We start from the raw sequence: 24,206 nt of genomic DNA, 5'->3' as shown, positions 1-24,206 counted from the left end.
TCCCGCAAGTGTGCAGTCACGGCGCGATGCGCGCCGGTAGCGATAAAGATACTTTAAACGCGTAAAAAGTAAACCATATTTAGGGGGAAAAGCGCGCTCTCACGAATTCCTCCAGCGAGCGCTCCCAGCCGGGGCATTCTATGCCGGTGTCAGCGCACAGCCTGCCGGCGTCCAGCATCGTATTCGCGGGCCACTCCACGGGACTCACGAATTCCTCGTAAGAAAGCTCCCTCACCCCGGGAACGCCGTCATGACCCCGCACGAAGCCGAGTATTCGCGCAAAACCCCGAAGGAAATCGGCGGCGGACATCGAACCGGTGCTCGCGCAATGGTAGAGGCCCGTGTGCTTTCCGGAGAGGAGCGTGCCCGTAATCCGGGCGACGTCGGCGGCGCTCAGGGGCGAAATGCATCGCTCGCGGATGACGTGCGCCGTTTCCCCGCCCGCAAGCGTCCCCATCGCCGCATCCATCCAGCCGGCGCCTGCCCCGTAAATATCCGGCAGGCGGGCGATCAGGCTGTCGCACCCGCTCTCGCGGACCAGGCGCTCCCCCAGCAGGAGCGAGTCGCCGAACACCGTGGCGGGATCGGCCGGATCGTCCTCGGTATAGGGGCGCGCCTTGCGGCCGTCGAAGACGTATGCGCTGCTCAGGAAGACGAAGCGCACCCCCCGCGCGGCGCAGAGCTTCGCCGCCTCGCCCGGGATGAAGCCGTTCACCCGGTAGGCGTCCTCGCGCGCGTATTCGCAATGCTCGATATCGTCCATGCGGGAAAGATGAAGGTAGGTGTGCGGCTTCATCCGATCGAAAAGCCGGGACAGGAAATCCGCGTCGCCCGGGCTTCCCTCGGCGTCGTCGAACGCGCACACCTGCAGCGTGTTGCGAAGCATGGGGAGCACAATGCGGGCGAGCGCGCCTTCGGCGCCGGAGAGCACTATCATGACGGATTCCCTCAGGGCCTCGAGTACCCCTTTTCCATGGCGGCCGCGTCCAGGCCGGCGGTGAGCACGTTTTCAACGGAGAGGTCCACGGATTCGGGCTCCTGGAACTTGTTGATGATCACGGTCTTGAGATAGCCTTTGCACGCGTCGCAGTAATCGATGCGGTGGCGGGCGTCGCCCTCGATGGTGAAGTATCCCATCGATTCGGTATCGGAATTCCCGCACACGGCGCAGTGCAGGCGCGTATACACCCATTCGGTCTCGCACAACGCGCAGTGAAGGAAGCGGCGACCGTCGTCGGCGCCCGCGATGCGCGCGATATCCGGGTAGTACCCGCACACGGGACACTCGGCGCGGAGCCATTCGTCGTTATTAAAACGCTCCCGGAGCGGCTCCGCGAGGGAGGCCATGAATGGCTTGATCCAGTTGGTCACGACGAACACCAGTTCCTCGAACCCGATCCTGAGCGCCGATGCGCGCTGCGTAAGGCCGTCCAGGTCCCTGGCGAGCAGGTCGTCGATCACCGTCCCGGCGAGTTCCCCCGCATCTGCGTCCCGGAGCACGTCGAAATTCATCCCGGTATTGAAGCCGCCCACCAGGTCGAGCAGTTCCCCCAGCCCCGATGCCAGCGCGAGTCTCGCGGGCGCGGTGAGCGCGATCGAGCCCGGGACCAGGAACGGGGGCTCCCCCGGCAGCGTCAATTCCATGCCGGGAACGAGCGCGGCATATTCTGCGCATCGTGCCGTCTGGTAGTTGAAGAGGGATTGGTAAAACTCGTATGAATCGGCCGGGAGGACCTGTTCCTCCCGCGCCCTTGCCTCGGCTTCGCTGAAAAACCTTCCGTGATCCTGCATTCCTATGACGGTTTCTTGTCGTTTTTGTCGTCTTCGCCGTTGATCGCTTTTTTAAACTCCTTGATTCCCGACCCCACGTCCTTCGCGAGCTTGGGGATCTTTCCCGCGCCGAACACAATCAGCACGATAAGAAAGATTATCACCAGTTCCCATATTCCGGGCATTCCCATTTTCGTCCTCCGCGCATACTACTGAATGGAGCATCTAATCCGTTCGCAAGTTTTTTTGTCAAATTAAAATTCTAACGTCGTCGTGGCCGTCGTAGAGACGTCCCGGCGGGACGTCTCTACGACGGCCACGCCACCGGCTCCCGTAGTATTGTAACCATAGCTCAGGGTGTACCAGGTGTCACGAAAAATCCCGCCGCGTCCACCCGCGGTTCCCGCGTACGCCATCGATCCCGGTACTACGTCGGGATAGGGGGCCGATTCGCACGGTCGCGGAACACGAGCCCGTTTCCAGGGGGGGGGGCGAATTTACGGCGAATCCGCGCATCGGACCCCCCGATTTTTCTATCCATATAATTTCCCGCCGGTCCGAATATATAAGGGAGGAAGGCTCATGCCGAAAATATCGCGCAATCCCGGGAACCCGCTATGAACACGAAGAACAAGATAATCCTCTCCGGCGTCATCATCACGTTCGTCCTTCTTTTTTTCTATGTCTCGATACGCTTCGGCATGATCGAGAGGGAATACACGGACGAGCTGACGGCCGAGTGCGCGGCAATCGCAACGGTCCTGCGCGCCTACGGGGGCGACGGTCCCGTCGAGGGCAAGGACCTGACCAGGTTCTTCGAGTACGCGGGGAAAAAATACGACAACATCGCCGTGCTCGCGGTGAAAGACCGCGCACACAGGCTCCTCGTGAGCGGACGGAACGAAGCCTTCATCGACAGCGAGGGCTTCGAGGGCCTCATCCAGGGATTCACCCGGGACGAGTTCCCGGCAGGAAAGCAGGCGGCGTTCGCGGTCCGATATTACAGCCAGCTCAAATACTACGTATTCGCCGTGGGCGCCCAGGACACCGTGCTGCTCCTCGCCTACCCCTACCGCCTGAGCACCGAGCTCCTGGTCAAGCTCCTCCTCGAACTCGCCCTCATGGCCGTGCTCGCGCTGATGCTCACCGCGGCGTTATACATTTACCTGAAAAAAACCGGGCGCGTCCGCGACGAAGCGCCGTACCGCGTGATTCACCTTATGAAAAAGGAACGGCCCACCGAGGAAACCAGGGAAACCCCCGCGGCGCGCGTCGAGGCCGACGCCGCGCAGGCGCTCCACGACTTCGTGTTCGAGGTGTTCAGCCGCGTATCGGCCGGGTACGGTCCGGGCTCCATCGCCCTCTACGTGATGAACGCCGCATCGGGCGAGCTCGAGAAGATATACGAGCTTTCCGGCTCCACCTTTCTCAAGATCGACTCCGCCGATTTCGAGCGTATCGATCTCTCCGGCGAAATGGGGGAAGAGCTGCGAAAATCGTCAATACTCATGCTCGACCGGAGCCGCAGGATTATCATACCGCTCTCCTACAGGGGCTCGCTCCTGGGGACCATCGTCCTCTTTCGCGACACCGAGTTCCGCGGGCCGGAGGTCCGGGACATCTGCGCCCAGGCGGGGGCGCTGTCCAAGGCGGTGAGCGATTTCCTGGTGCTTTCGGACGTGGTTGTGGACGCGCAGACCGGCCTGTTCAGCAAACCCTACTTTCAGCTCAAGTACGACGAATACTGCCGCGCCCATGAAGGAACCGGTACCGAATTCGCGGTGCTGCTCCTGGCGCCGTTCGGCGCGGGGTCCCCGGCGGACGATACGGCGGCGCTTCGCGTCTTCAAGACCGCCGCCTACAAGACGGCCGGGGTGCTGGGCCGCGCCGCGACCATGAGCCGCTTCGACGACCACATGGCCATCCTCCTGCCGGGCACGGGCGAGGCCGGAGTGCTCGAGGCGGCACAGCGCGTGATCGCGGCGCTCAGGGGCACCAGGGTCAAAATCGGGAAGCGGGAAGCGGTTGATATCACGCCGCTCGTCGGCATCGCCGCGGCGGGAACGGAGGGTCCGGGGGGCGATACCTTCGGCGCGGCACTCCGCAACCTGAACCATTCCAAGGCGCGCGGCGAGAATATCCTGTTCGCGCTGCAAGGCGCACGGTGAGCGGGACATAATGTTATCGTACCGCGATCCGGATACCTTCAATGAAAAATGAATTATTTGCAATTTTTGATTGACAAACAAAGCACCCGGGGCTAATCATCCGCGCAAATCCGCATGAGTGAATTCCCGCTGTTTTCGCGGAGACATGCATGCGAAAAATCACTTTAACGTAACTCAAAGGAGTTAAAAAAATGAAGAAGGTTTTCACCGTTATTCTCGTATCCGTTTTCGCGCTTGCGTTCGTAGCATGCGGTCCCAGCGCCGGTCAGGTTGAGCTCGAGAAGCTTTACAAAGACTTCACCAAGAAGACCGATGAAGCCACCAAGGCCGTCAAAGACGCGAAGATTGCCGACGACGCCCTCAAGGCGATCGAGAAAGGCATTGCGCTTCCCAAGGACCTCGCCGACAAGAAGGCCGAACTCGTGAAGAAATTCGCGGACGCCAAGGACAGCGACGCCACGAAGAAGGTTGCCGAAGATCTGAAGAAAGCCCAGGACGCTTTTGGAAAGGAAAAGGCTGCCGCGAAGGCGAAGTACGAGAAAGACAAGAAGTTTGTTGACGCCCTCGAGAAGCTCGAGAAGCCCGTCGAGAAGAAAGCTGACGAAAAGAAGGCTGACGAAAAAAAGGCCGAAAAGAAGTAGGCTTTCGCACTTTCTTACCACGACAGTGCCGGCACGACAGTGCCGGCATTTCTGTTTTCAGGCGGGGCCGTTTCCCCCCGCGGCTTGAAATCGGCGGTCCACTGCACATCAACCCTGAAGGCGCGAAAACGTTTTCGCGCCTTCAGGGTTATGCGTGCGCGAATGACCTTCTAATAGAATTCCTCTGTAGCGAGCGCGAATATCGTCGCCGACGCCTGCGCCAGGGACATCGCAAGGGATGCCCCGAGCACGGCCAGCGAAACCGGCGTTTTAAATTCGCTCCTGCCCCGCAGTATGAAAAAGAGATGGATGAGGAAGGCGAATACGCCTCCCGCGGCGAGCACGCATGAAAGGACCATGCCCGTGAAGGTCGCACGCTGCACCTGGGTGAGTCCATAGAGGATGACCGCCACCATGGGAATGTGCGCGAGCACGAAACCTCCCCCCCCCCCGGGCAGCCGGAAGAGCTCCCATTCGCGCCAGTACGCGGAATCGATCTCATGCACTACCAGGAGTGTGGCGTTACAAAGGTACAGCCAGATAAGTACGTCTTTAAGGACGGGATCCATGCGCATTCTCCAGTGGATTTTTCGAGGCGGCGCGTCCGCCTTCCGGACATAGCGTTCCCCGGGCTCTTGAAAAAGTAAAGCAAATATGCTTTTAGTCCAATACGCGCACCGCGAATCCCGGTCGCCGATAAAAATATTAAGTTTGACATTTGCCTTTCCGACCCCTATCCTCTTGGTTCGCAGGCATGATCGCGCCTGTCTCCAGGAAATTTTTCTCCGCGACAATCCACCGGGGCCTATTATTTCTGCAGGCAAACGCTTTTCATGGACGCGAATAATTTAATACATGGAGTATCACCATGAAAAAGATCTCTTTGGTAGTATTAGCGGGACTGGTGGCGTTCTCTATCATCGGGTGCGGCCCCTCGCAGGGACAGGCCGAGCTCGAGAAGCTCTACAAGGATTCCAACACTAAAATCGCGGACGCCACCGAGGCCCTGAAGGCCGCCAAGACCGCGGATGAAGCGGTGAAAGCACTCGAAACGGGCTTCGCCGCGCTTCAGGACATGGCGAAAAAAGAAGAAGCCATCCTGAAACAGTACCCGAGCACCCGTGAGAGCGAATCGCTCAAAAAGCTCCAGGCCGACGTGACCAAGATCTCCGAGGCGTTCACCGCCGAATTCATGCCCCTCATGAATAAATTCATGGGCGACAAAAAGGTCATGGATGCGATGGATAAGCTCTCGAAGGTGAAGTAGGGCCTATTCTATCGATCACGCGAAACAGAAGGCGCGGATTCGAATCCGCGCCTTCTGTTTCGCGCGCCTTTGAGCATTCCCGGGCACTTTACACAAAAATTCCATCGACAAATCGGCGCCTTGACGATACTATGGGCAATGGTATCGTACGCAGACCCCAGCCGCTGCACTACGCCTGAACCCTGAACTACCGGAGCAGATACACCATGCCATCACGATCGTCCGTAGAAAGATTTCTCGGGAGACTCAGCGATTCCCCGCCCCTCATCCTCGACGGTGCCACCGGCACCATCATCATGAAGGCGCTGCCCGGGTTTCGCGGGTGCATCGAGTCGCTCAACCTCGAGCGGGCCGACCTCGTGCGCGACATTCACCGGGCATACCTGGACGCGGGTGCCGATATCATCGAGACGAACACGTTCGGGGGAAGCGCGCTCAAGCTGGAGGAATATGGACTGGCCTCTTCCTGCAGGGAGATCAACGAGCGCGCGGCGGCCATCGCCCGCGAAGCGGTTTCCGGGAGCGGGGCGCTGGTCGCCGGGTCGATCGGCCCCAGCGGAAGACTCGTCGAGCCGCTGGGTGAAACGCGGGTATCCGCGCTCTACGACTCCTTCGCGCTCCAGGCGGAGGGACTCGCGCGCGGGGGCGCCGACATCTTCATAATCGAGACCATGAACGACATCCTGGAAGCGAAGACCGCGCTTCGCGCCGCCCGTGACACCGCGCCCCTGCCGGTAATCTGCAGCATGACCTTCGAACCGGGCGGGAAAACGCTCACCGGCACCGACATCTTTACGGGCCTGGCGACCCTCGCGGAGTGCGGCGCCCACGCCGTGGGGATCAATTGCAGCATGGGCCCGGACGGCATCCTTGCGCTTTACCGCGATTCCATAGGCGAGTTAAAGCGAATCGGCGTCCCGCTCACCGTGTGGGCGAACGCCGGGCTGCCTGAATTTACCGGCGGGCTCGCCCATTATCATCTTTCTCCCGAAGAGTTCGCGGATACCTCGATGGAGTTCGCGAGAATGGGCATCGCGGTGATCGGGGGATGCTGCGGCACCACGCCGGGTCATATCGCCGCCCTGAAAAAGAGGTGCACGGCCTGCGGGGAACCGTCCCGGCCGGGGCGGGTGAGCTACCACTTCATCACCAGCCGTTACCAGACACTGGATCTTTCCACGCACGGCGGTCCCCTCTACATTGGCGAGCGGCTGAACCCGACCGCGCGCAAGAAATTCGCCGAGGAGCTCAAATCCGGCCGGAACATTTTTTTGCGCGAGGAATCCCGGAAGCAGGAGGCCGAGGGCGCGTACCTGCTCGATATCAACGTGGGCGTACCGGGGCTCGACGAGGTTGCGTCCATGCGCAACTCTATTTCCATATTAAGCGGCCTGGTCCGTACCCCCCTCATGATCGATTCGGACAATCCGCTGGTGCTCGCGGCCGCGCTCGATCTCTACCCCGGGGTGGGGATCATCAACTCGGTAAACGGAAAAGAGAGGAGCCTTGAGGGCGTGCTTCCCCTGCTCCGGCGCTGCGGTTCGTTCGTGGTGGCGCTCTGCCTGGACGAGACGGGGGTCCACCGGGAGGCGGGTGCGCGCATCGCCATAGGCGAGCGGCTCATCGAGAGACTCGCGGAATCGGGGATCGAGCCCGGGCGCGTGTTCATCGACCCGCTCATGCTCGCGGAAAGCGCCGAGCCGGGGGCTGCGATGGAAACGCTGGCGGTCATCGAGCATTTTTACAGGAAGGGCATCCGGACGAGCCTGGGCATATCGAACATTTCATTCGGGCTGCCCGCGCGCAAGCACATCAACGCCGTGTTCCTCACCATGGCGCGGGAGAAGGGACTCACCGCGGCGATCGTGAATCCGTCGGCCGTCCGGATCATCCGCGAGTTCTCCGTGGAAGAACGGCTGGCCCATGAATTTCTCACGGGAAGGGACCCGGGGGCGACGGCGTATATCAGGAACTTTAAGGATAGCGGGTCCGATACAGCCCCCGCCGTGTCGAAACCGTCGGAGGGCCCGCTTGCGCGTGTCGAAAGGCTCATCATCGAGGGCAACGGGGACGAGATCGAATCGGCCGTGCGGGACGCGCTCGCAACCGAGCCCCCCGACGGCATCATGAACGGCGCGCTCATCAAGGGCCTGGGGACGGTGGGCGATCTGTATAACAGCGGGGAGTATTTTCTCCCGCAGATGATCGCATCGGCGAACGCCATGAAAAAAGGATTCGCCCTCCTGAAGCCCCTGCTCACCACGGAAGGCTCCCCGCGCGCGGGGAAGGTAGTCATTTGCACCGTGCGGGGCGACGTTCACGATATCGGGAAGAATATCGTCGCGATGATGCTCGAGAACCACGGGTTCGAGGTTTACGACCTGGGCAAGGACATACCCGCCGAAGACGTGCTGAAGGCGGTTGAAAAGCACGGGCCCCACCTGCTCTGCCTCAGCTCCCTGCTCACCACGACGCTTGGAGAAATGGGAAAAATAGCCGGGATGATCGAAAGCCGGGGACTGCGGGTGAAAATGCTGATCGGCGGCGCAGTGGCGACACCCGAGTACGCCGCGAGCATCGGCGCGCACTACGCGGCGGACGCGGTTGCGGGCGTAAAAATCGCGAAGGGGCTTGTCGCCGGATAAAAATGGTGCCGTTACCATATTTTTGTTGACACACCAATCTCCGCCGGGAAAATCGAACAGGCGTTACACATCTTCACTTTTTGTTAACTTTTTTTAGTAAAATTTTAATATAGTCGCACCCGCATCAATACTCTAAGTAATAAGGAGAGAGTGTGTGAAACGATCACGATCTTTGCTGCTGTTCTTCCTCCCTTTCATTATTTTCACCTACGGTTCGTTCGTTGTGTTTCAAAAAGCCTGCGATCATGCGATGAACGTTCAGGCGGAGAAAAAGATTCCGTTTATCCACAAAACCCACATCGACAAGTACGGCGCCGACTGTGAAACCTGCCACGCATATTCATCCAACGGACGATTCAAAGGGCTTCCCAGCATTGCGGAGTGCAAGATGTGTCACGACGGGAACTCCGCGAAAGAGAAATCGATGTTCGCCAACTACAAGGACACCGATGTTCCCTGGACTTCCTTCGCCCAGCAGCCGGACCTCGTCTATTTCAGCCACATTGCGGTCATGAAAAACGAGAAACAGGCCCGGTGCGCGTCGTGTCACGGGGACAAGGGGCACTCGACGACTACCGACAAGATCAAGGGCACAATGCCGATGGGCCAGTGCATGGACTGCCATGACGCGCTCAAGATAAGCAACGCCTGCATGGTCTGCCACGACTGATACCCGGTTTGCAGCACAAGAAACCCTGAACAAAGAGGAGTGCGATAATCCATGAATAAACTCGAAAGAAAAGACGTGATAAAACTGGCGGGCGGCGCGGTCCTCGGGACGGCGGTTGGAACGGTGTTCTCCGGCGCTCCCTTCCTGGGCCTCCAGTGGCTGGTCGAATGGACCCAGGACCAGTACGTACCCGGAAGCGGCGATGAAAAATTCATCGCGAGCATCTGCCAGTCCTGCTCCAACAAGTGCAATCTCTCGATTCGCATGATCGGCAACCGCGCGGTCAAGGTCGAGACCTCGAACAGCGCCTGCCCTGTCGGCGCAAACGCCCTCCAGCTCCTGTACCATCCCGAGCGCATACGCCAGCCCCTCAAGAAGGTTGGCGGGAAGGGCAACAGCAAGTTCAAGCCGGTGAGCTGGGACGAGGCGATCAAGGACATTTCCGCGAAGGCCGAAAAGCTCAAGTCCGAAAACAAGGGCGCCGCGATCGCCGCGATCAACGGGCAGAACGCGGGACTCTCCGGACAGCTCCTTGCGCGCCTGCTTAAAACGCTGGGAAGCGCAAGCTGCTTCGTTGAGCCTGGGCTCGCGACTCTTTCGGCGGCCGCGGTCAAGGCAACCCAGGATATCGACGGGTCCCTTCATTACGATTTTGAAAACAGCGATTATATCCTGAGCTTTGGCGCCCGCCTCGTGGAAGGCTGGGGCGAGCCGTCCAGGATGAACAAGGTATTCGCGGGCTGGAAGGCGCGGAAGGCGAAATACGTACAGGTCGATACGATCTGCACGCGCAGCGCTTCCATAGCGGACCAGTGGGTCCCCGTCAAGGCCGGCAGCGAAGCGGCGCTCGCGCTGGGCATCGCCTACTATCTCATGAAGATGGGACGGGGTTCCAACGCGGCGAATTTCGGCGAACTGGCGAAGATCATCAACGCGGATTTCACCCCTGAAAAGGTGTCGCAACTTACCGGCCTCAAGCCCGAAGCGATCGAGCAGATCGCGAAGGACCTTGCGGGCGCGGGCAATGCGGTCGCGGTGGCCGGCAGGGGCGGATGGGGCGTTTCCTCCTCGACGGCGGAGTTCGTCGCCGTGCAGGCGGTGAACAGCCTCATCGGCAGCCTGGGCCGCAGGGGCGGCGTGCAGGTGGCGGTGAACGGCGGACTCGGTGAGCCAGCGGTCGACGCGGCCGCGGCGGAATCGATCAAGAAGGCCAAGAAGCAGAGCGGCCTTGACGATTACATCAAGAACGGTGTTCAGCCCGAGCTTCTGTTCGTGAACGAGGCCGACCCGGTATTCAAGAGCGTCTACGGCGCCCCGCTTGCGGAAAAGATGGAAAAGACCGCGATGGTGGTCGCCTTCCTCCCGCTCATAAACGACACGGCACAGTACGCGGACTACATCTTCCCCACCCTCTCGTGGCTTGAGATTCCCGCCGCGAAGGGCAAGGACGCCGCCGCCGTGAAGACGGAATCGAAGCACGCCGCCGACGCGATTCTCCAGATCGCGAAGAAGATCAAGGGGTCCGATACCGCCTTCGCGTGGAATTCGTTCAAGGACATCATCGCCGCCGCAGGCAAAACGGAGATTCGCGGGGCCGGAAACCTCACCATTCCCGCCGACGTCATGAAAGCCTTTGCCGCCGAGCTTCCCAAGAAGCTCGCGCCCGCCAAGGATTTCCCGCTGGCGATGATTCCCTTCGAGGCCGCGCTGCTGGGCGACGGCGACGGGCTTGCCTTCCCGTACGTGCTCAAAGGCCTGGACGACACGACCCTCACCGGCAGGAAGATGTGGGTGCTCATGAACCCGGAGACCGCGAAAAAGCACGGTGCCTCCGAGGGCTCAAGGGTCGATCTCGAATCGAAGCGGGGCGAGGTCGGGAGCGTGAAGGTGCATCTGACCAAGACCATCGCCCCCGACGTGGTGGCGGTTCCGCTCGGTTTCGGCCACAAGGCCTATACCAGCTACGCAAAGGGCAAGGGCGTGAATCCCAAGCTAATAATGTCGAATGACATCGACTCCGTATCCGGCGCCGCCGACTGGTGGTACACAAGCGTGAAACTCAGCTAAAGAGGTGTGACACAATGGCCCAGGAAAAGAAAAAAGAGACCAACATGAAAAGAAGATGGGGCATGGCCATCGATCTGGACAAGTGCACCGGGTGCGGGCAGTGCCAGGTCGCATGCAGCCAGGAAAACAACATGCCTCTTTTCGAGGACGATTCCGAGATTCTCAAGCGGGTAGTATTCCTCGATGTGATGAAAGTCACCAACGACAGGGACAAGGACGCGCAGTACCCCAATGTAAAAACGGCGTTCATCCCCAAGATGTGCCAGCAGTGCGGCGGGAACGATCCCGACCATCCCAAGCCTCCCTGCGTATCGGTATGCCCCGTGGTGGCGACCGATGTCGGCGACGACGGCGTGGTGAGCCAGGTGTGGTCGCGCTGTATCGGCTGCCGGTATTGCCAAGCCTCGTGTCCCTACGAGGCGCGTCAGTTCAACTGGTGGAAACCGGAGCACGAGGGCAGTTTCAAGGAATCCCTCAACCCCGAGGTTTCAGTAGCGTCGCGCGGAACGATTGTCAAGTGCACCTTCTGCAGCCACATCTGGAAGAGGGAGCGGGACAAAATGCTCGCCAAGGGCGTCAAGGACATCAACGCGGTCCTGTACACCCCGTCCTGCGTCGCGGGCTGTCCCACGGGCGCTATGGTGTTCGGCGACCTGAACGATCCCGCATCGGAGGTTTCCAAACTCTCGAAAGACAAGAGGGCGTTCAGGCTGGTGCACACGGTCGACAATTGGGACGAGGCGAAGAAGGCACACCTCAAGAAAAACTACCCGAATCCCAAGGTGTACTACCTCTCCAGCCAGGAGTGGCTCCGCAAGATGGCGGCGTTTTAATACCACGTGGGAGACATGAACGATGAAATATATTAAAATGGCATTCGATTTCTGCGTCACCGAGTGGAACAGCTACTCGAAAAACATCCGGATCACGCTGCTGGTGCTCGGCTTCCTCGCGGCCGGGTTCATCGTGTTCGGCATCCAGATCCTGTTCTGGGGGCTGGGCTACACCGATATGAACAACATGTTTGCGTTCGGCCAGTGGATTATCGGCGACCTTGGACTTGTCGCGCTGGGCGGCGGCGCGTTTACCACGGGCTTCCTGCTGTACATTTTCAGGAACGACAAGCTCGAACCCATCATCAACTCCACGGTGCTCCTCGGGTTTCTCTGCTACCTGTTCACCCTGGTGTTCCTGGTGTTCGACATCGGTCAGCCGCTGCGCGCATGGTTCGGGTACGCCTATCCCAACTGGGGAATGAGTCTCATGCCCCAGTCGATGCTCACCGAGGTGGTATGGTGCCTGACGCTCTATTTCTGCATTCTGTTCGTCGAGCTCGTCCCCATTCCGCTCTCGCACAAGCTCCTGGACCAATACCCCGTCATCCACGCGATAGGCCATTACATGCACAAGCTCATGTGGATCATGGCCGCGGCGGGAACGTTCCTTTCTTTCTTCCACCAGGGTTCCCTGGGCGGCGGCATGTGGGGCGTGTTGTACGGCAAGGCCCAGTGGTTCAGGCCGCATTTCTTCTTCCTTGCGATCGTCATGGCGACCGCGGGCGGGACGTCCTTCATGCTGCTGTGCGCGTGGCTGGCAGGCAAGGTGATGAAAAAGGAAACGGCCCCCATGGAGACGTTCCAGTCCATCGCGAAGATTTCCGGGATCATGATGATCGCCTATTTCATCTTCAACGTCTACGATGTTTACTCGCAGGTCGTCACCTACGCCCCCCAGTTCGACCGTACCTTCGTTTCCCTCTGGGGCGGATATTACGGGCTGTGGATGCTCGTGCTTGAATTCATATTCATCGTCGGCGCGATTATATTCCTGGTCATTCCCGGTCTCCGCAAGGTCGAAAAATACATGATCTACGGGGCGATTTCCGGCGTCATGGCGATCGTGATGAACAAGAGCATTACCGTGCTCCATGGCTCGTCCGTGCCGAATTTCCCCTGGAAACCGTTCGTGGGGTACAATCCGACCATCCAGGAATGGTTCGTGTTCCTGGGAGGGCTTTCGACCATGGCACTCATCTACATGTGGTTCGCCAAATACTTTCCGCTTTTCCCGCACAGTGAAAAGCACGGTCACGATGAAGGCCATACCCACTCGTAGAACTCTAGCACTTCGATAATAGAAACGCCGCGGACCGTTCCGCGGCGTTTTTTATGCAGTGCATCCGATGAGGAGATTCCTTCCCGGTATCGCCTTTTCTTCAAATCATCACTGAAACGCAGTTCCCCTGCTTGTTCCAGGAAATCTTGCCGAAATTCTTCATGATGTATATTCCCCTCCCCCCGTACCTGAGCTTGTTCTCGGGATGCGTGGGATTCCTGAGTCCTGTATATCCGAAACCATCTCCCTCGTCTATCACGGTGATCCTGGCGTTATTTTTCAGGGGTGTGATTACCACGCATATCCTTTTCGAGGGATCGCGCATGTTGCCGTGTTCCACGGCGTTCGTAACGGCTTCATCCAGGACGAGCCGGAAAATGCATTCTTCCACGCCTTCAATAAAGCCCTGCTCCTGCTTGAGACGAAAATACTCCAACGCCTCGCGGACCAGGGAATTGGCTTCCTCGTGGGTATTGTAAATGCTTCTGAAAAAGGCGTTTATCGATTCCATTGCAAACAATATCTACTACACTATATACTACATTCTCACTCCGTAGCGAGAAATTTTTTTTATAAACTGAATTTTTTTGATTTCGATTTACAAGAAGCACGACCGGGCTTTTTTCACCATTGCCCGGTGTTTTATAGTGAATGGATTTTATTCTTTGCCTCATCCGTTCTGGAGGTGAAATGCCTTCACCGTGTTTTTCAGGAGCATGGCGATAGTCATGGGGCCTACGCCCCCGGGAACGGGAGTGATCGCATAGGCGCGCGCCGCGACTTCGTCGAACTTAACATCGCCGATCTGTATGGTCCTTGCGGGGTCCTTCGGGTCCGGCACCCTGTTGGCGCCCACGTCAATGACCACCACCCCGTCCTTGACCATGTCGCCGGTTATCATCCCGGCCTTTCCCGCGGCCACGACAAGAATGTCCGCCTGGCGGGTGTAATAGCCTATATCCGGCGCGGCCGTGTGGCATATGGTGACTATACAATTCGCCGACCTGTTCTTTTGAACCATGAGGTTCGCGATGGGTTTACCGACGATATTGCTGCGTCCCACGACCACCAGGTGTTTGCCCTTGAGGTCCTTGACCACGGTGTTGATGAGAATCTGACACCCGTGGGGCGTGCAGGGGAAAAAACAGTCTTCGTCCCCGGCGACCATCTTGCCCACGTTGACCGGGTGAAACCCGTCTACGTCCTTTATCGGGTTTATCCTGTTCAACACGGCGCTCTCGCCTATCTGCGGGGGAAGCGGGAGCTGGACCAGTATACCGTTCACCCCGCGGTCCTCGTTCAGCCGGTCAACGAGCGCGAGGAGATCCTCCTGGCTCGTGCCCGCCGGCAGGGAATGCTGAATCGACCCGATGCCCGCCTCTTCGCATCCCTTCCCCTTCATGCGTACGTAGGTCGCGGAGGACGGGTTATCGCCCACCAGCACTACCGCCAGCGCGGGCGCGATCCCCCGCCGTTCCCTGATGATCGCGACCTCGCGCCCGATCTCCTCGCGGATCCCCGCCGCGACCGCTTTCCCGTCAATGAGTATGGCCATCTTTTTCCGATCTCCGATTTTCTTTAGACTTGTTGCGAAACTGCCGTCTCGCGCCCGCAGGGAACCCCTGCGGGGGGCCTTTAAGGGGCTTCGCCCCTTAATCCCTGTAAAAAATTGAGTTATACAACAAGTCTTTTAATCATACGCTCGCCGCGCGAAATGCGCGCCTTCACGGGACGCGCAACCCGGCCCGCAAAGGGGAACATCATTCCCGCCGCATGGGGAAGCTGTCAATCACAATTGAGGCGTACTACCACGAAGGATTTTTTGTCAGCAATTCCTTGAGCGTGGAGAAGGCGAGCGGTTTCGAGAAAAAGTATCCCTGGCCATAGTCGCAGGAGAGCGAACGCAGGAGCTCGATATGGCCCTCGTTATCGACGCCCTCCGCGACGACCCTGCGCTTGAGGTTGTGCGCGAGCGCGACGACCGACCGTACGATTTCCTCGCTCTCCTCGTCCACGTGCATCCACTTGACGAAGGACTGGTCGATCTTGAGCACGTCGACGGGGAAATGCATGAGATAGCTAAGCGAAGAATACCCCGTCCCGAAATCGTCCATGTACAAGAGGAAGTTCTTTGACTTGAGCGTGAGGAGCATGAGGTTGGCCGAGTCCTTGTTCTCCATGAAAGCGCTTTCGGTCAGCTCGAGGCGTAGGCTCTCGTGGGGCAGGCCGTTCGCGTCGACCGTCTTCTCGATCCTCTCGCAGAGGTCTTCCCGTATGAACTGTCGCGCCGATACGTTCACGCTCACGTAAAGCGGCGGGTCCGAGGGAAATAGCGCATGAAGCTCCGCAAGCTGCCGGCTCGCCTCCCCCATGATCCAGTAACCCAGGGGAATGACGATATCGGTTCGTTCCGCGAGTCCGATAAAATCCCCGGGCGGGAGAAATCCCTTCACCGGGTGATTCCAGCGTATGAGCGCCTCGAAACCGGAAATCCGGCCCGAGGCGAGATGTATTATCGGCTGATAGTAAAGCTCGAAACGGCCCTGCCCGATCGAGGCGAGCATGTCCTCGCAGAGCGCGTTCTCCTCGGGGGTAAGCGCCACCTTCCAGTCCAGCTCGGGCACGAGCATTGAATCGGCGTCGATTTTCGAATATGTGGAGAGCATCTCCCTGAGCACGGCGCTGTTGTGGATGGAATCGTCCGCGTTCCTTAACAGCCCGCCAAGAAGCGCCCGTGCGTTCCCCGGCGTGACGTAACGCGCGCCCCTGTACTGCACCTCGACCGGGGTCTCATGCGTATCGGACCGCGCGCGCGATTGCGTTCGTCCTTCGAGAATGCCGCGGATGCGGTCGAGCAGGTGTTCCGCCCGGCAGGGGGTGGTGATATGATGCAGGTTGCGCGAAACCTCGTAGAGGGCGAGCTCCAGGGTGAAACGGGGCATCATGACGATGAGGGGTATATCGGCGCCCGCCATCGCCTCCCCGAGGCTTTTGACCTGCTGCGCGAGGGAATCCTTCGCGTCGGATCTCACGATGAGCGCGTCTATTCCCCCTGTCTTCACACGCTCCCCGGCGCTCTCTACGCTTTCCTCGCGTACGCCGTAGCCCGATCCCGCCAGCACGCCGCGGAGCCTGCCCCCCTTCCCGGACGTCAAGTCGATGAGTGCAAGGGTGATCTCTTTCGGGTTCATCTCCACCTCGGGGCCGATCGTGCCGCGAGTATATCCGCGCCCCGCCCGGACGGAAAGGATTTTTTTCCGATCGTCATGATCGCGCCGCTCACTCGGCCTGGATGGGACCTTCGAGCGAACCGTTAATGAATTGCCGGACGAAGGGATTTTTCGTGTTCTTGATTTCGTCCGCGGTTCCCACCTGCACGAGGTCGCCGCCAAAAAGCATGCCGATCCTGTCCCCCACGTGGAAGGCGCTGTTCATGTCGTGCGTCACCACGAGCGAGGTCACCCCGAACTCCGCCTGCATCTGCCGGATGAGGTCGCTTATAATGCTCGACATGACGGGATCGAGTCCCGAGGTGGGCTCGTCGTAGAGTATGATATCCGGGTTCGTCACAAGAACGCGCGCGAGGGCGACGCGCTTCTTCATCCCGCCCGAAATATCGCCGGGCAGTTTGTTGACCGCGTCATCCAGTTGCAGGAGATGTATCTTTTCATTCACAATTCGCTCGATCTCGTCCGGGGGAAAGCGCTTGAGCTCGGTGAGGGGGAGCGCGATGTTCTCTTTCACCGTGAGCCAGTTCAGGAGCGCCCCCGACTGGAAGAGGACCCCCATGCGCTCCCGGAGCTTTTTCCTGATCTCGATCGGCGCGCCGTTCATTTTCACATTGTCGATGAGCACGTCGCCCGCGTCCGGCTCGAGAAGGCCCGCGATGTGGCGCAGCGCCACGGTCTTCCCGATACCCGACTGGCCTATGATGACGAAGGTCTCACCCTTGCCTATGGTGAAATCGATCCCGTTCAGGACCATCTTGGGACCGAATGATTTATGTATTTTTTTAAGCTCGATCACGATCCGCCCCCATAGAAAATCGCGGTGATGATATAGCCCACAATGATGACCATGAGGAACGAGGCGACCACCGACTGCCGCGTCGCGTTCCCTACCCCGATCACGCCCGAGGTGGCCCTGAGCCCGTACGCGCAACTGATGAGCGCGATGAGGAGTCCGAATATGTGCGCCTTGAGGAGTCCCACGTACATCGCCTTGAAGTGGATCCCCTTGAAAAGGTGCTTGAAATAGACGTTGGGCGAAATCTGGAGCACGGTGCTCGCGACCAACGCGCCGCCGATGCAGGCGAGCACCGTCATGTAGACGGATACGATAGGGAGCATCGCGGCAAGCGACACGACCCTGGGCATGACGAGCAGGCGCACGGGGCTTATCGACATCATCTCAAGCGCGTCGATCTCGTCGTACACCTTCATGGTGCCGAGCTCCGCCGCCATGGCCGACCCCACGGACGCCGTGAGTATAATCGCCGACATGAACGGCCCCATCTCGCGCGTCATGGTCGCGATAATGAGCCGCCCGATCATGGACTGCTGCCCGAACGCCTTGAGCTCGATGCCCGTCTGCAGGGCGAGCGTCATGCCGGTGAATACGCCCACGAGGGAGCATACGAAAAAAGTCTTTATGCCGGCGATATACATCTGCTTCACGATCTCCCGGCGCTTTTCGAGCAAATCTTTCAGGTGATAGGTCACGTCGAAAAGCAGGAGCACGGTAAACCCGGTCTGTTCGAAGAATTCGATTACCCGGGCACCCATGAACCCGAAGACCCCGATTAATCTTAATGTCGCCCTGCGCAGTATGTTCATTTCGCCTCGATCCGCCCTGAGCTCAAAAAAGCCTCGCGGAGTAATGTATACGATCGTCCGTGGTGAGCATGGCGGGGCGGGCGAAATCGCCGGTGTACGCGTGATTCCGGCCGTCGATGCGCGCGATCAGCAGGTCGTCCGTTTCATCCGTGTCCCGCGTTTCGTCCCGGAGCGCCACGCCGTCCTGGTTTATGCGGACGGGAATCCAGAACAGGTTGATCGACGTGCCCTTCCGGTCCCGCTCGTATCCGAACATCGAGGCGAGCACTGAGAACTGGGTTACGACGTCACCCTCCGTGCGGAACGTAAAAAGGATCGGTACCTTAATATGCATGAAATCCTCGCCCCACCGCTGGTAATACGTCCTTAGCAGGAGCCCAAGGCGTTTCTCTCCCGAGGTAAGCTTCCGGTATTCGAACAGGGTCCAGAACGGCTGGTACATGAGCTCGTACCCGTCGGGATCACGGAAGGGCAGCAGCGAAAGCATATTGAAACACGAATTTCCGGCGCTGTCGTACTCGTAGTGGAAGAGCGGCCACACCTTGAAATACCGCCACGCGGAGCCGTGGTGCTTGTCCGGCGACTTCGGGTAATCCCTCTTAAAATACCAGACAACGAGGGCGTTGATATAATACTCGGAGCTGAAGCTTTCGGTGGTGTGTTTGAGCGTGAAATACAACGGCGATACGAAAAAGGTCTCCTTGGACCCGTAAAGGTATTTCCCGTAGAACGGGAAGAATATCCTCTTGTAGATGCTCGGATTCGTGGAATCCTGGATCATGACCAGCGGCCACGGGAAATTAAGCTCGAAGTCCCCTGATTTGCGGTTGAACCCCCAGGAGAAGAGCGGCCAGAGAAGCGTGGAGCCTTCGCCCTCGCCCGAATCGTTCCAGCGCCTTCCGTAAAACGGCATGGCGAACAGGGTTCGCTGCGTATCGTTCCCCACGCGGACGTTTTGCTCGTTAAAAATGAATAGATATGAATAGTTATCATAGACGCCCTTCTTGTAGTTATGCGCATAGAGAGGGAGAATCCTGAATTCATCGCGCCCGGGACCCGATCCCCATTGTATAAGCGGCCAGAATATCGCCCTGGCGTGGAAATCCCGCGTTTCATAATCCGCATACGCCGGGATAAGGGAGGCCACCGTGAGGAGGGCGGCCGACCAGAGGGTGGCGGGGGGGTAGATAAAGAACAGCATGAAGCCCGGGAAAGCGTACGCCGATATGCGGTCCTGTGCGAGCTTGCCCTTCACCGTTCCGCCCACGGGAAGCACCATGAGGTAACGGTCCCGTTCCACGGCCGAGTCGCCGTAAAACAGCAGGGGGAATATCCCGAGATCGTAGTCCTCGATTCCGTCTGTATGGGTATAATCGACCGATTCGACCAGGCCGAACAGGGATTTCAGGTCAGAGCTTCCATCTTTCGCATAACGCCAGAACCCTAAAGGCATAAGCGAAGCGTCGAACGTCTTCCCGCCGGCATAGTGGTTTTTCATGTAGAAGGGGCGGACCACCGTGGTGCGGTAGTGGTCCAGGTTATCCGTTTCGTAAATCATCCAGAACCAATCCTGGGAGCGTGCGTTCCCGGCCAGGGCCCGGTCGGGAACTAAAATGGCGAACACGCACGTGAGCATTACCGCACACCACGCGCGCGCGGGGGAGAGTATCCCCTTTCGTATGATTGCGTATCCCATTGCGCGCTCCCCGTCCGCTCCCTAGGCTTTCCTGATCCGTTCGATAATCCCCGCCAGCGCCAGGGAATCCTCGGGCGCGATCATGGTGATCTCGAGGCCCATCTCCACCCTCTCACCGCTCCCCGCGGTCAGGAGCGCCTTCCACGCGACGCGCGCGTTGGCGACAAGCATTGTGCCGCCCGCGATGATCTTGATGAATAATTCCGTGAGGCCCTCGAGTTCCCGGACCAGGTCCGCACCCGGGTTTTCGACGGTCAACCCGACACCCCGGACGCTCAGGTCCTTGACGCCCGCGCGCACGGGCCCGGATTCGAGTGAAAGCTCTATCGCCACCTCTTCCCGGTCGGCACGATCCCTCAAAAACTCAGCCATGTTATATCGCTGCGCCGCCCTGTTCTGCATTGAAGACAATCCCGAATCCTTTTTTATTTGACAAACCCGTCCTTTACCTATTATAAAAGCTATACCATGGCAAATAAAATATCAAGAAATGCTTAACAATTTTTAAACTGCGGTCCATCCATGGTTGTGCCGCCGGGATCCATCAAACACGCATTTAAGGAGCCGAACCAATGAACATCAACAAAGCGGTCGACAAGGGTTTCGAAGGCATGGGATTCAAGCAGCTCGCCGATGCGCCCGTCAACGCGCTTCAGGGCGTGAGCGAAAACGATGCAAAGCTTCTCGCCGACGCCTTCAGCGTGAAGACGATCAAGGACCTCGCCAACCTCAAATTCGTGAAATGGGCGCAGGCGATCACCGCACTGGCCGACCTGGAGCAGTAGCGCTTCCCGTGCGCCCGGCGAAACCTCGCCGGTCCGGGGCGCTCACCCGCGCCTGCGCGGCGTGGGCGGTCGGCCCGGCGCTATGCGGGGCGCTGCTCTTCATCGATCCGCCTCCCGCCCGCGCCCAGCTCCCGGGAAAAAAAAGATACACCACCGGTGACACGAGCCCTCTTTACCATAGGATTCGGGTCGAGGGCTTCGAAAATTCCCCCTGGGGAAAAGCCAACCTGGTCGCCGGAACCAATGCGCGCGCGGAGATCGAGGTTTCAATCGAGGAACAGTTTGCCGCACCCGTGCGGGGATCGGTGAAATACCTGGTCGTCCGATCCAGGGGAGAGCTCAGCGACATGCTCTCGCTGGCACCCTCGCAAAAACTCAGGATTCCCTCCCTGTGCCGTTCTATCAGCGTGTGGGTGTACGGCATGAACACGGGCGGCGTTCTCTCCATGATCGTGCGCGACAACCGGGACGCGCGCCACAGGATTTCTTTCGGAACCCTGAATTTTCTCGGATGGAAAGAGCTCACGGCGGCGATCCCCGACGAGACCCGCCAGACCAGCGACGCGCTCGGCCAGTCTCACGAAATCGAGATCGAGCGAATCAACTACCAGAGAGGCTCCGGCGTGCAGCGGGACGAGATTATCGGCTTCTTCCTGGACGAGATCACCGCCCTGGTGCGCGAGGAATACAAGGACCTCAAGCGCAAGGAGTGGTAGCCGTCAGTTGCGCACCTTGATGTATTCCATTTCGGCGACGGCGTCGCTTTCCCCCGCGGCGAAGAGGCAGTACACGCCGCGCTCCGGGAAGAGTTTCGTTTCGGCGGGGGGAATCCTGTTGAGGACCACGTCGCCGTTCACGAGGAGCTTCGCGTGCCGGCCGTCCTCGCTCTCAAGCGTGAACTCGTTCCAGTCGGAGGATTTAACCGGCACACGCCTCCCCGAGAGGTCGAGCTCACCGTCGCGCAGGCGCAGATAATACGCCTTCCCGTTTCTGAGCGCGTATGCGAAAACGACGACGGACTCCCCCGCTTTCAGCCTCGCCCGGGCGCGCAGGGTGAAAGCGCCCCCGGAGTCGAAGCGGCGGTAGAGGCCCGCCAGTTTGTCCGCCGGGCAGTCGATTTTCATGATCTTCGAATCTCCCTTGACCGCGAATGAAAGCGCTCCCTTCTCGCCGCCCGGAACGTGCATCCAGTTTTTGGGCGTGTTGGAATCTTCCCAGTCCTTGAAGTAGTCCTCGATCGCCCAGGTCTCCTTGCGCGCCGCGGGCTCTATCTGGGCGACGTCCACCGGCGCCAGGAACTTTCCAAAAATCCAGCCGCGCAGTCCGGCAAGGCTCGAGACGCGATACCAGTGATCGCGCACGTCGCCAACCTGCGCCGTGTCCATGGATTTTTCTATCTGGATGAGCAGCTCATCCTTCTTCACCTTCCCCACCACGCCGCCGCTCGTCGCCGGGGAGTTGCGCAGGTTAACGTCGTTTCCGGCGCAGGTATATATCTTCTGGATTTCCGCGCTCGTCGGGTAGCGGCGCGCGAATTCGAGCACGAGCCCCTTCACGAGGTCCTCGCGGCCCTTCACGCTCACGTTCCCGTCGTTCAGGGCGCGGAATATCATCTTCACGATGTGGGAAAGGTAATAGGTGTTCGGGTATTTTGCATAGAAGTTCGCGACCGCCGCCAGCAGCTTGTCGTGCTCGGTGCGCTCGATCTTCTGGAGCTCCTCGAAATCCAGGTCCTCGATGAAGCGGCTCCCCTTGTAGCGCGCGATGAACTCGTCGTAAAACCGCCCCCGCGAGACGATGCGCCCGGCTTTTTTATCGGCCATGAGCTGGAGGTCGCCTTCGATTTCCTCGTTTATGGATGCCAGCTTTTTTTCCAGGTACCGTGTTTCCTTCTCGCGCGCGTGCGCGTTTTCGTTCTCGGTCCCGATCTCGCCCAGCTCGTCGGCGTACTTGCGCTCGAGCTGCGCGGCGAGGGCGTTGATGGCGCGCGCCTTGTAATAGCAAATCTTCTCGCCGCCGTCATAGTCGGCCGTTTTCTGGAGCTTGTTCAGGAGCACCAGGGCCCCGCGGTAGTCTCCCCCGTCGTACCGGTCGATGGCGTTTTCGATGTCGCCCTTTCGCATAACGAGCGAAACCAGGAAGACTATGAGCGCAAGTCCGCCTAGTACGCCGCCGGCTATCTTGAGATACAATAAAAAGCCGCCCCTTCTCTCGTCGTTAAATCCGCCCATGCAGCATGACCTCTAGTAATCGGTGTCCTTCTTCGATGAAAATTCCCGTGGCCGCCGCGCGCTCCTCGCTGAAGGCGGTCGCGGCGGGCGAGCCATATGCCCCGCCGGCGAACCCGTCCCTGCCGCATATGCAAAAGGGAACAGGGTCCGCGGTATGCGTGCGCAACGACACCGGGGTGGGATGATCGGGCATTACGAGCAGCGCGTAGTCCGGGAAACGCGCGAGCCCCTCCATCACGGGCGCGACCACCCGCGCGTCGAAATCCTCTATCGCCTTGAGCTTGTGCTCGAGGTTTCCCTCGTGTCCCGATTCATCCGGGGCTTCGATATGCAGGAACACGAAATTGTGGGACCCGAGCGTTTCGAAAAGCGCGTCCACCTTCCCCTGGTAATTCGTGTCCAGGTAGCCGGTCGCGCCCTGAACGCGCATTGGCTCTAGCCCGAGCGCGCGGCCGATTCCGTGTATAAGGTCAACCGCCGAGATGGTGCGGCCCTCCAGCCCGTAGCGCTCGCGCAGCGTGGGCATGGAGGGACTGCGGCCCGCCCCCCAGAGCCAGATATCGGTGGGGTCTCCCTTGAGTGTGGCGCGTGCGTCCCTGATCGGGGCTGAACGCGCGATGATGTTCCGGGCCTTGTTCATTATTTCATTGAGCGTATCGGCGCCCTCGCCGCGAGGGAGATGGGCGTCGATACGCTTCCCGTGGATATCGTGCGGCGGTGTGGTGGAGGCGATGTCCCTGAACGGGTAGTTCCTCCAGAGCATGATGTTGCGGTACGAGACCCCCGGGAAAAATTGTATATCGGCCCCCCCGATCTCCTTTCCAACCTCCCCGAGCACGAGCGCCGAGTACGCGGATTCCACGTGGTCCGCGCTGAAGTCGCGCATGATCCCGTCCGTGCCGATATTCACCAGGTTGCAGCGGAACGCGACGTCGCGCGGCGTCATGGGTATTCCCATGTTGAGCGCCTCGAGCGGCGCGCGCCCGGTGTAGTACGTGCGGGGATCGCAGCCGAATATGGAGAGGTTCGCGGTGTCGCTGCCGGGCGCCATCCCCGCCGGGACCGTGCGGGCGAGACCGAGCACGCCGCGCGAGGCGAGGTAATCCATTGCGGGTGTGCGCGCATACCCCAGCGGGGTCCTGCCGCCCAGGGAATCGATGGGGAAATCGGCCATGCCGTCTCCCACCAGTATCGCTATTTTCTTGTGCATCGTGCCGGCTCCCCGCCTCCATTGTCCCGATTCGACCCGGCGCATGGATAGCATTGTATCCGCGGACCGTAAACCAATTTTTATGGGACATATCAAAAAATGCTTG

The 24,206-nt window shown here is 59.4% G+C and carries 23 protein-coding genes; 10 read left to right on the top strand and 13 right to left on the bottom strand.

All coding sequences use genetic code 11. The features are described from left to right. Positions 1–79: 79 nt before the first annotated feature. The 3 genes from EPN93_19980 to EPN93_19970 are packed head-to-tail and all read right to left on the bottom strand — an operon-like array spanning position 80 to position 1,961. Positions 80–937 carry an NAD-dependent epimerase/dehydratase family protein gene (locus EPN93_19980; protein ID TAL30397.1) on the bottom strand — a complete coding sequence of 286 codons (858 nt, stop codon included), beginning with the start codon at positions 935–937 and terminating at the stop codon, positions 80–82. 11 nt (positions 938–948) lie between these two features. After that, positions 949–1,791 (bottom strand): formate dehydrogenase accessory protein FdhE, encoded by an 843-nt coding sequence (gene fdhE, locus EPN93_19975; protein TAL30396.1) that lies wholly within the window; start codon positions 1,789–1,791, stop codon positions 949–951. A gap of 2 nt (positions 1,792–1,793) precedes the next feature. Continuing rightward, on the bottom strand, positions 1,794–1,961 hold the full coding sequence (locus tag EPN93_19970) for a twin-arginine translocase TatA/TatE family subunit (protein TAL30395.1): 168 nt from the start codon (positions 1,959–1,961) through the stop codon (positions 1,794–1,796). Positions 1,962–2,387: 426 nt separating this feature from the next. Here EPN93_19970 and EPN93_19965 point away from each other — a divergent pair, with 426 nt between their 5' ends. Together EPN93_19965 and EPN93_19960 are read left to right on the top strand one after the other, a co-directional pair. Further along, positions 2,388–3,938: a hypothetical protein gene (locus EPN93_19965; protein ID TAL30394.1), complete on the top strand. Its 1,551-nt coding sequence runs from the start codon at positions 2,388–2,390 to the stop codon at positions 3,936–3,938. Between the two features lie 191 nt (positions 3,939–4,129). After that, complete coding sequence (locus EPN93_19960) at positions 4,130–4,579, top strand: hypothetical protein (GenBank protein ID TAL30393.1); 450 nt, start codon at positions 4,130–4,132, stop codon at positions 4,577–4,579. Positions 4,580–4,749: 170 nt separating this feature from the next. On the opposite strand, the gene EPN93_19955 is transcribed toward EPN93_19960, so the two are convergent. After that, complete coding sequence (locus EPN93_19955; protein TAL30392.1) at positions 4,750–5,148, bottom strand: hypothetical protein; 399 nt, start codon at positions 5,146–5,148, stop codon at positions 4,750–4,752. Positions 5,149–5,447: 299 nt separating this feature from the next. Here EPN93_19955 and EPN93_19950 point away from each other — a divergent pair, with 299 nt between their 5' ends. The 6 genes from EPN93_19950 to EPN93_19925 all read left to right on the top strand — a co-directional run bounded on the left by EPN93_19950 (position 5,448) and on the right by EPN93_19925 (position 13,343). Beyond that, complete coding sequence (locus EPN93_19950; protein TAL30391.1) at positions 5,448–5,846, top strand: hypothetical protein; 399 nt, start codon at positions 5,448–5,450, stop codon at positions 5,844–5,846. A gap of 206 nt (positions 5,847–6,052) precedes the next feature. After that, positions 6,053–8,491 carry a 5-methyltetrahydrofolate--homocysteine methyltransferase gene (locus EPN93_19945; GenBank protein TAL30390.1) on the top strand — a complete coding sequence of 813 codons (2,439 nt, stop codon included), beginning with the start codon at positions 6,053–6,055 and terminating at the stop codon, positions 8,489–8,491. A 154-nt stretch (positions 8,492–8,645) separates the two neighbouring features. Continuing rightward, the gene (locus EPN93_19940) at positions 8,646–9,161 is read left to right on the top strand and encodes a hypothetical protein (GenBank protein TAL30389.1); all 516 of its coding nucleotides are present in this window, start codon (positions 8,646–8,648) and stop codon (positions 9,159–9,161) included. A gap of 51 nt (positions 9,162–9,212) precedes the next feature. Continuing rightward, entirely contained in the window at positions 9,213–11,228 is a 2,016-nt protein-coding gene (locus EPN93_19935; protein TAL30388.1) for a hypothetical protein, read from the top strand. Between the two features lie 14 nt (positions 11,229–11,242). Next, entirely contained in the window at positions 11,243–12,061 is an 819-nt protein-coding gene (locus tag EPN93_19930) for a 4Fe-4S dicluster domain-containing protein (protein ID TAL30387.1), read from the top strand. A gap of 22 nt (positions 12,062–12,083) precedes the next feature. Continuing rightward, positions 12,084–13,343 carry a hypothetical protein gene (locus EPN93_19925; protein TAL30386.1) on the top strand — a complete coding sequence of 420 codons (1,260 nt, stop codon included), beginning with the start codon at positions 12,084–12,086 and terminating at the stop codon, positions 13,341–13,343. 100 nt (positions 13,344–13,443) lie between these two features. Here the strand turns inward: EPN93_19925 and EPN93_19920 are convergent, their stop codons facing one another. From EPN93_19920 to EPN93_19890, 7 genes are all read right to left on the bottom strand, one after another. Continuing rightward, on the bottom strand, positions 13,444–13,854 hold the full coding sequence (locus EPN93_19920; protein ID TAL30385.1) for an ATP-binding protein: 411 nt from the start codon (positions 13,852–13,854) through the stop codon (positions 13,444–13,446). Between the two features lie 159 nt (positions 13,855–14,013). Next, positions 14,014–14,898, bottom strand: a complete 885-nt coding sequence (locus tag EPN93_19915; protein ID TAL30384.1) for a bifunctional 5,10-methylene-tetrahydrofolate dehydrogenase/5,10-methylene-tetrahydrofolate cyclohydrolase — start codon at positions 14,896–14,898, stop codon at positions 14,014–14,016. Positions 14,899–15,148: 250 nt separating this feature from the next. Then, positions 15,149–16,534, bottom strand: a complete 1,386-nt coding sequence (locus EPN93_19910) for an EAL domain-containing protein (protein TAL30383.1) — start codon at positions 16,532–16,534, stop codon at positions 15,149–15,151. Between the two features lie 88 nt (positions 16,535–16,622). Continuing rightward, positions 16,623–17,327, bottom strand: coding sequence for an ATP-binding cassette domain-containing protein (locus EPN93_19905; protein TAL30423.1), 705 nt, complete (start codon positions 17,325–17,327; stop codon positions 16,623–16,625). Positions 17,328–17,365: 38 nt separating this feature from the next. Beyond that, positions 17,366–18,127, bottom strand: coding sequence for an ABC transporter permease (locus EPN93_19900; protein ID TAL30422.1), 762 nt, complete (start codon positions 18,125–18,127; stop codon positions 17,366–17,368). Positions 18,128–18,200: 73 nt separating this feature from the next. Beyond that, positions 18,201–19,874 (bottom strand): hypothetical protein, encoded by a 1,674-nt coding sequence (locus EPN93_19895; protein TAL30382.1) that lies wholly within the window; start codon positions 19,872–19,874, stop codon positions 18,201–18,203. 21 nt (positions 19,875–19,895) lie between these two features. Beyond that, the gene (locus EPN93_19890) at positions 19,896–20,246 is read right to left on the bottom strand and encodes a hypothetical protein (GenBank protein ID TAL30381.1); all 351 of its coding nucleotides are present in this window, start codon (positions 20,244–20,246) and stop codon (positions 19,896–19,898) included. A 200-nt stretch (positions 20,247–20,446) separates the two neighbouring features. On the opposite strand from EPN93_19890, the gene EPN93_19885 reads away from it, so the two are divergent. Both EPN93_19885 and EPN93_19880 read left to right on the top strand, forming a co-directional pair. After that, the gene (locus EPN93_19885) at positions 20,447–20,659 is read left to right on the top strand and encodes a hypothetical protein (GenBank protein TAL30380.1); all 213 of its coding nucleotides are present in this window, start codon (positions 20,447–20,449) and stop codon (positions 20,657–20,659) included. Further along, positions 20,617–21,375 carry a hypothetical protein gene (locus tag EPN93_19880; GenBank protein TAL30379.1) on the top strand — a complete coding sequence of 253 codons (759 nt, stop codon included), beginning with the start codon at positions 20,617–20,619 and terminating at the stop codon, positions 21,373–21,375. Before EPN93_19885 ends, EPN93_19880 begins: the two co-directional genes overlap by 43 nt. 3 nt (positions 21,376–21,378) lie before the next feature. Here EPN93_19880 and EPN93_19875 read toward each other — a convergent pair whose 3' ends face one another. Further along, positions 21,379–22,890: an SH3 domain-containing protein gene (locus EPN93_19875; protein TAL30378.1), complete on the bottom strand. Its 1,512-nt coding sequence runs from the start codon at positions 22,888–22,890 to the stop codon at positions 21,379–21,381. Then, positions 22,877–24,100 carry a cofactor-independent phosphoglycerate mutase gene (locus tag EPN93_19870; protein TAL30377.1) on the bottom strand — a complete coding sequence of 408 codons (1,224 nt, stop codon included), beginning with the start codon at positions 24,098–24,100 and terminating at the stop codon, positions 22,877–22,879. The genes EPN93_19875 and EPN93_19870 overlap by 14 nt, the downstream gene beginning before the upstream one ends. Positions 24,101–24,206 lie beyond the last annotated feature (106 nt).

It is taken from the genome of Spirochaetota bacterium (assembly GCA_004297825.1).
Classification (GTDB): Bacteria; Spirochaetota; UBA4802; order UBA4802; family UBA5368; genus FW300-bin19.
This window is presented reverse-complemented; position numbering and strand designations above follow the sequence as displayed.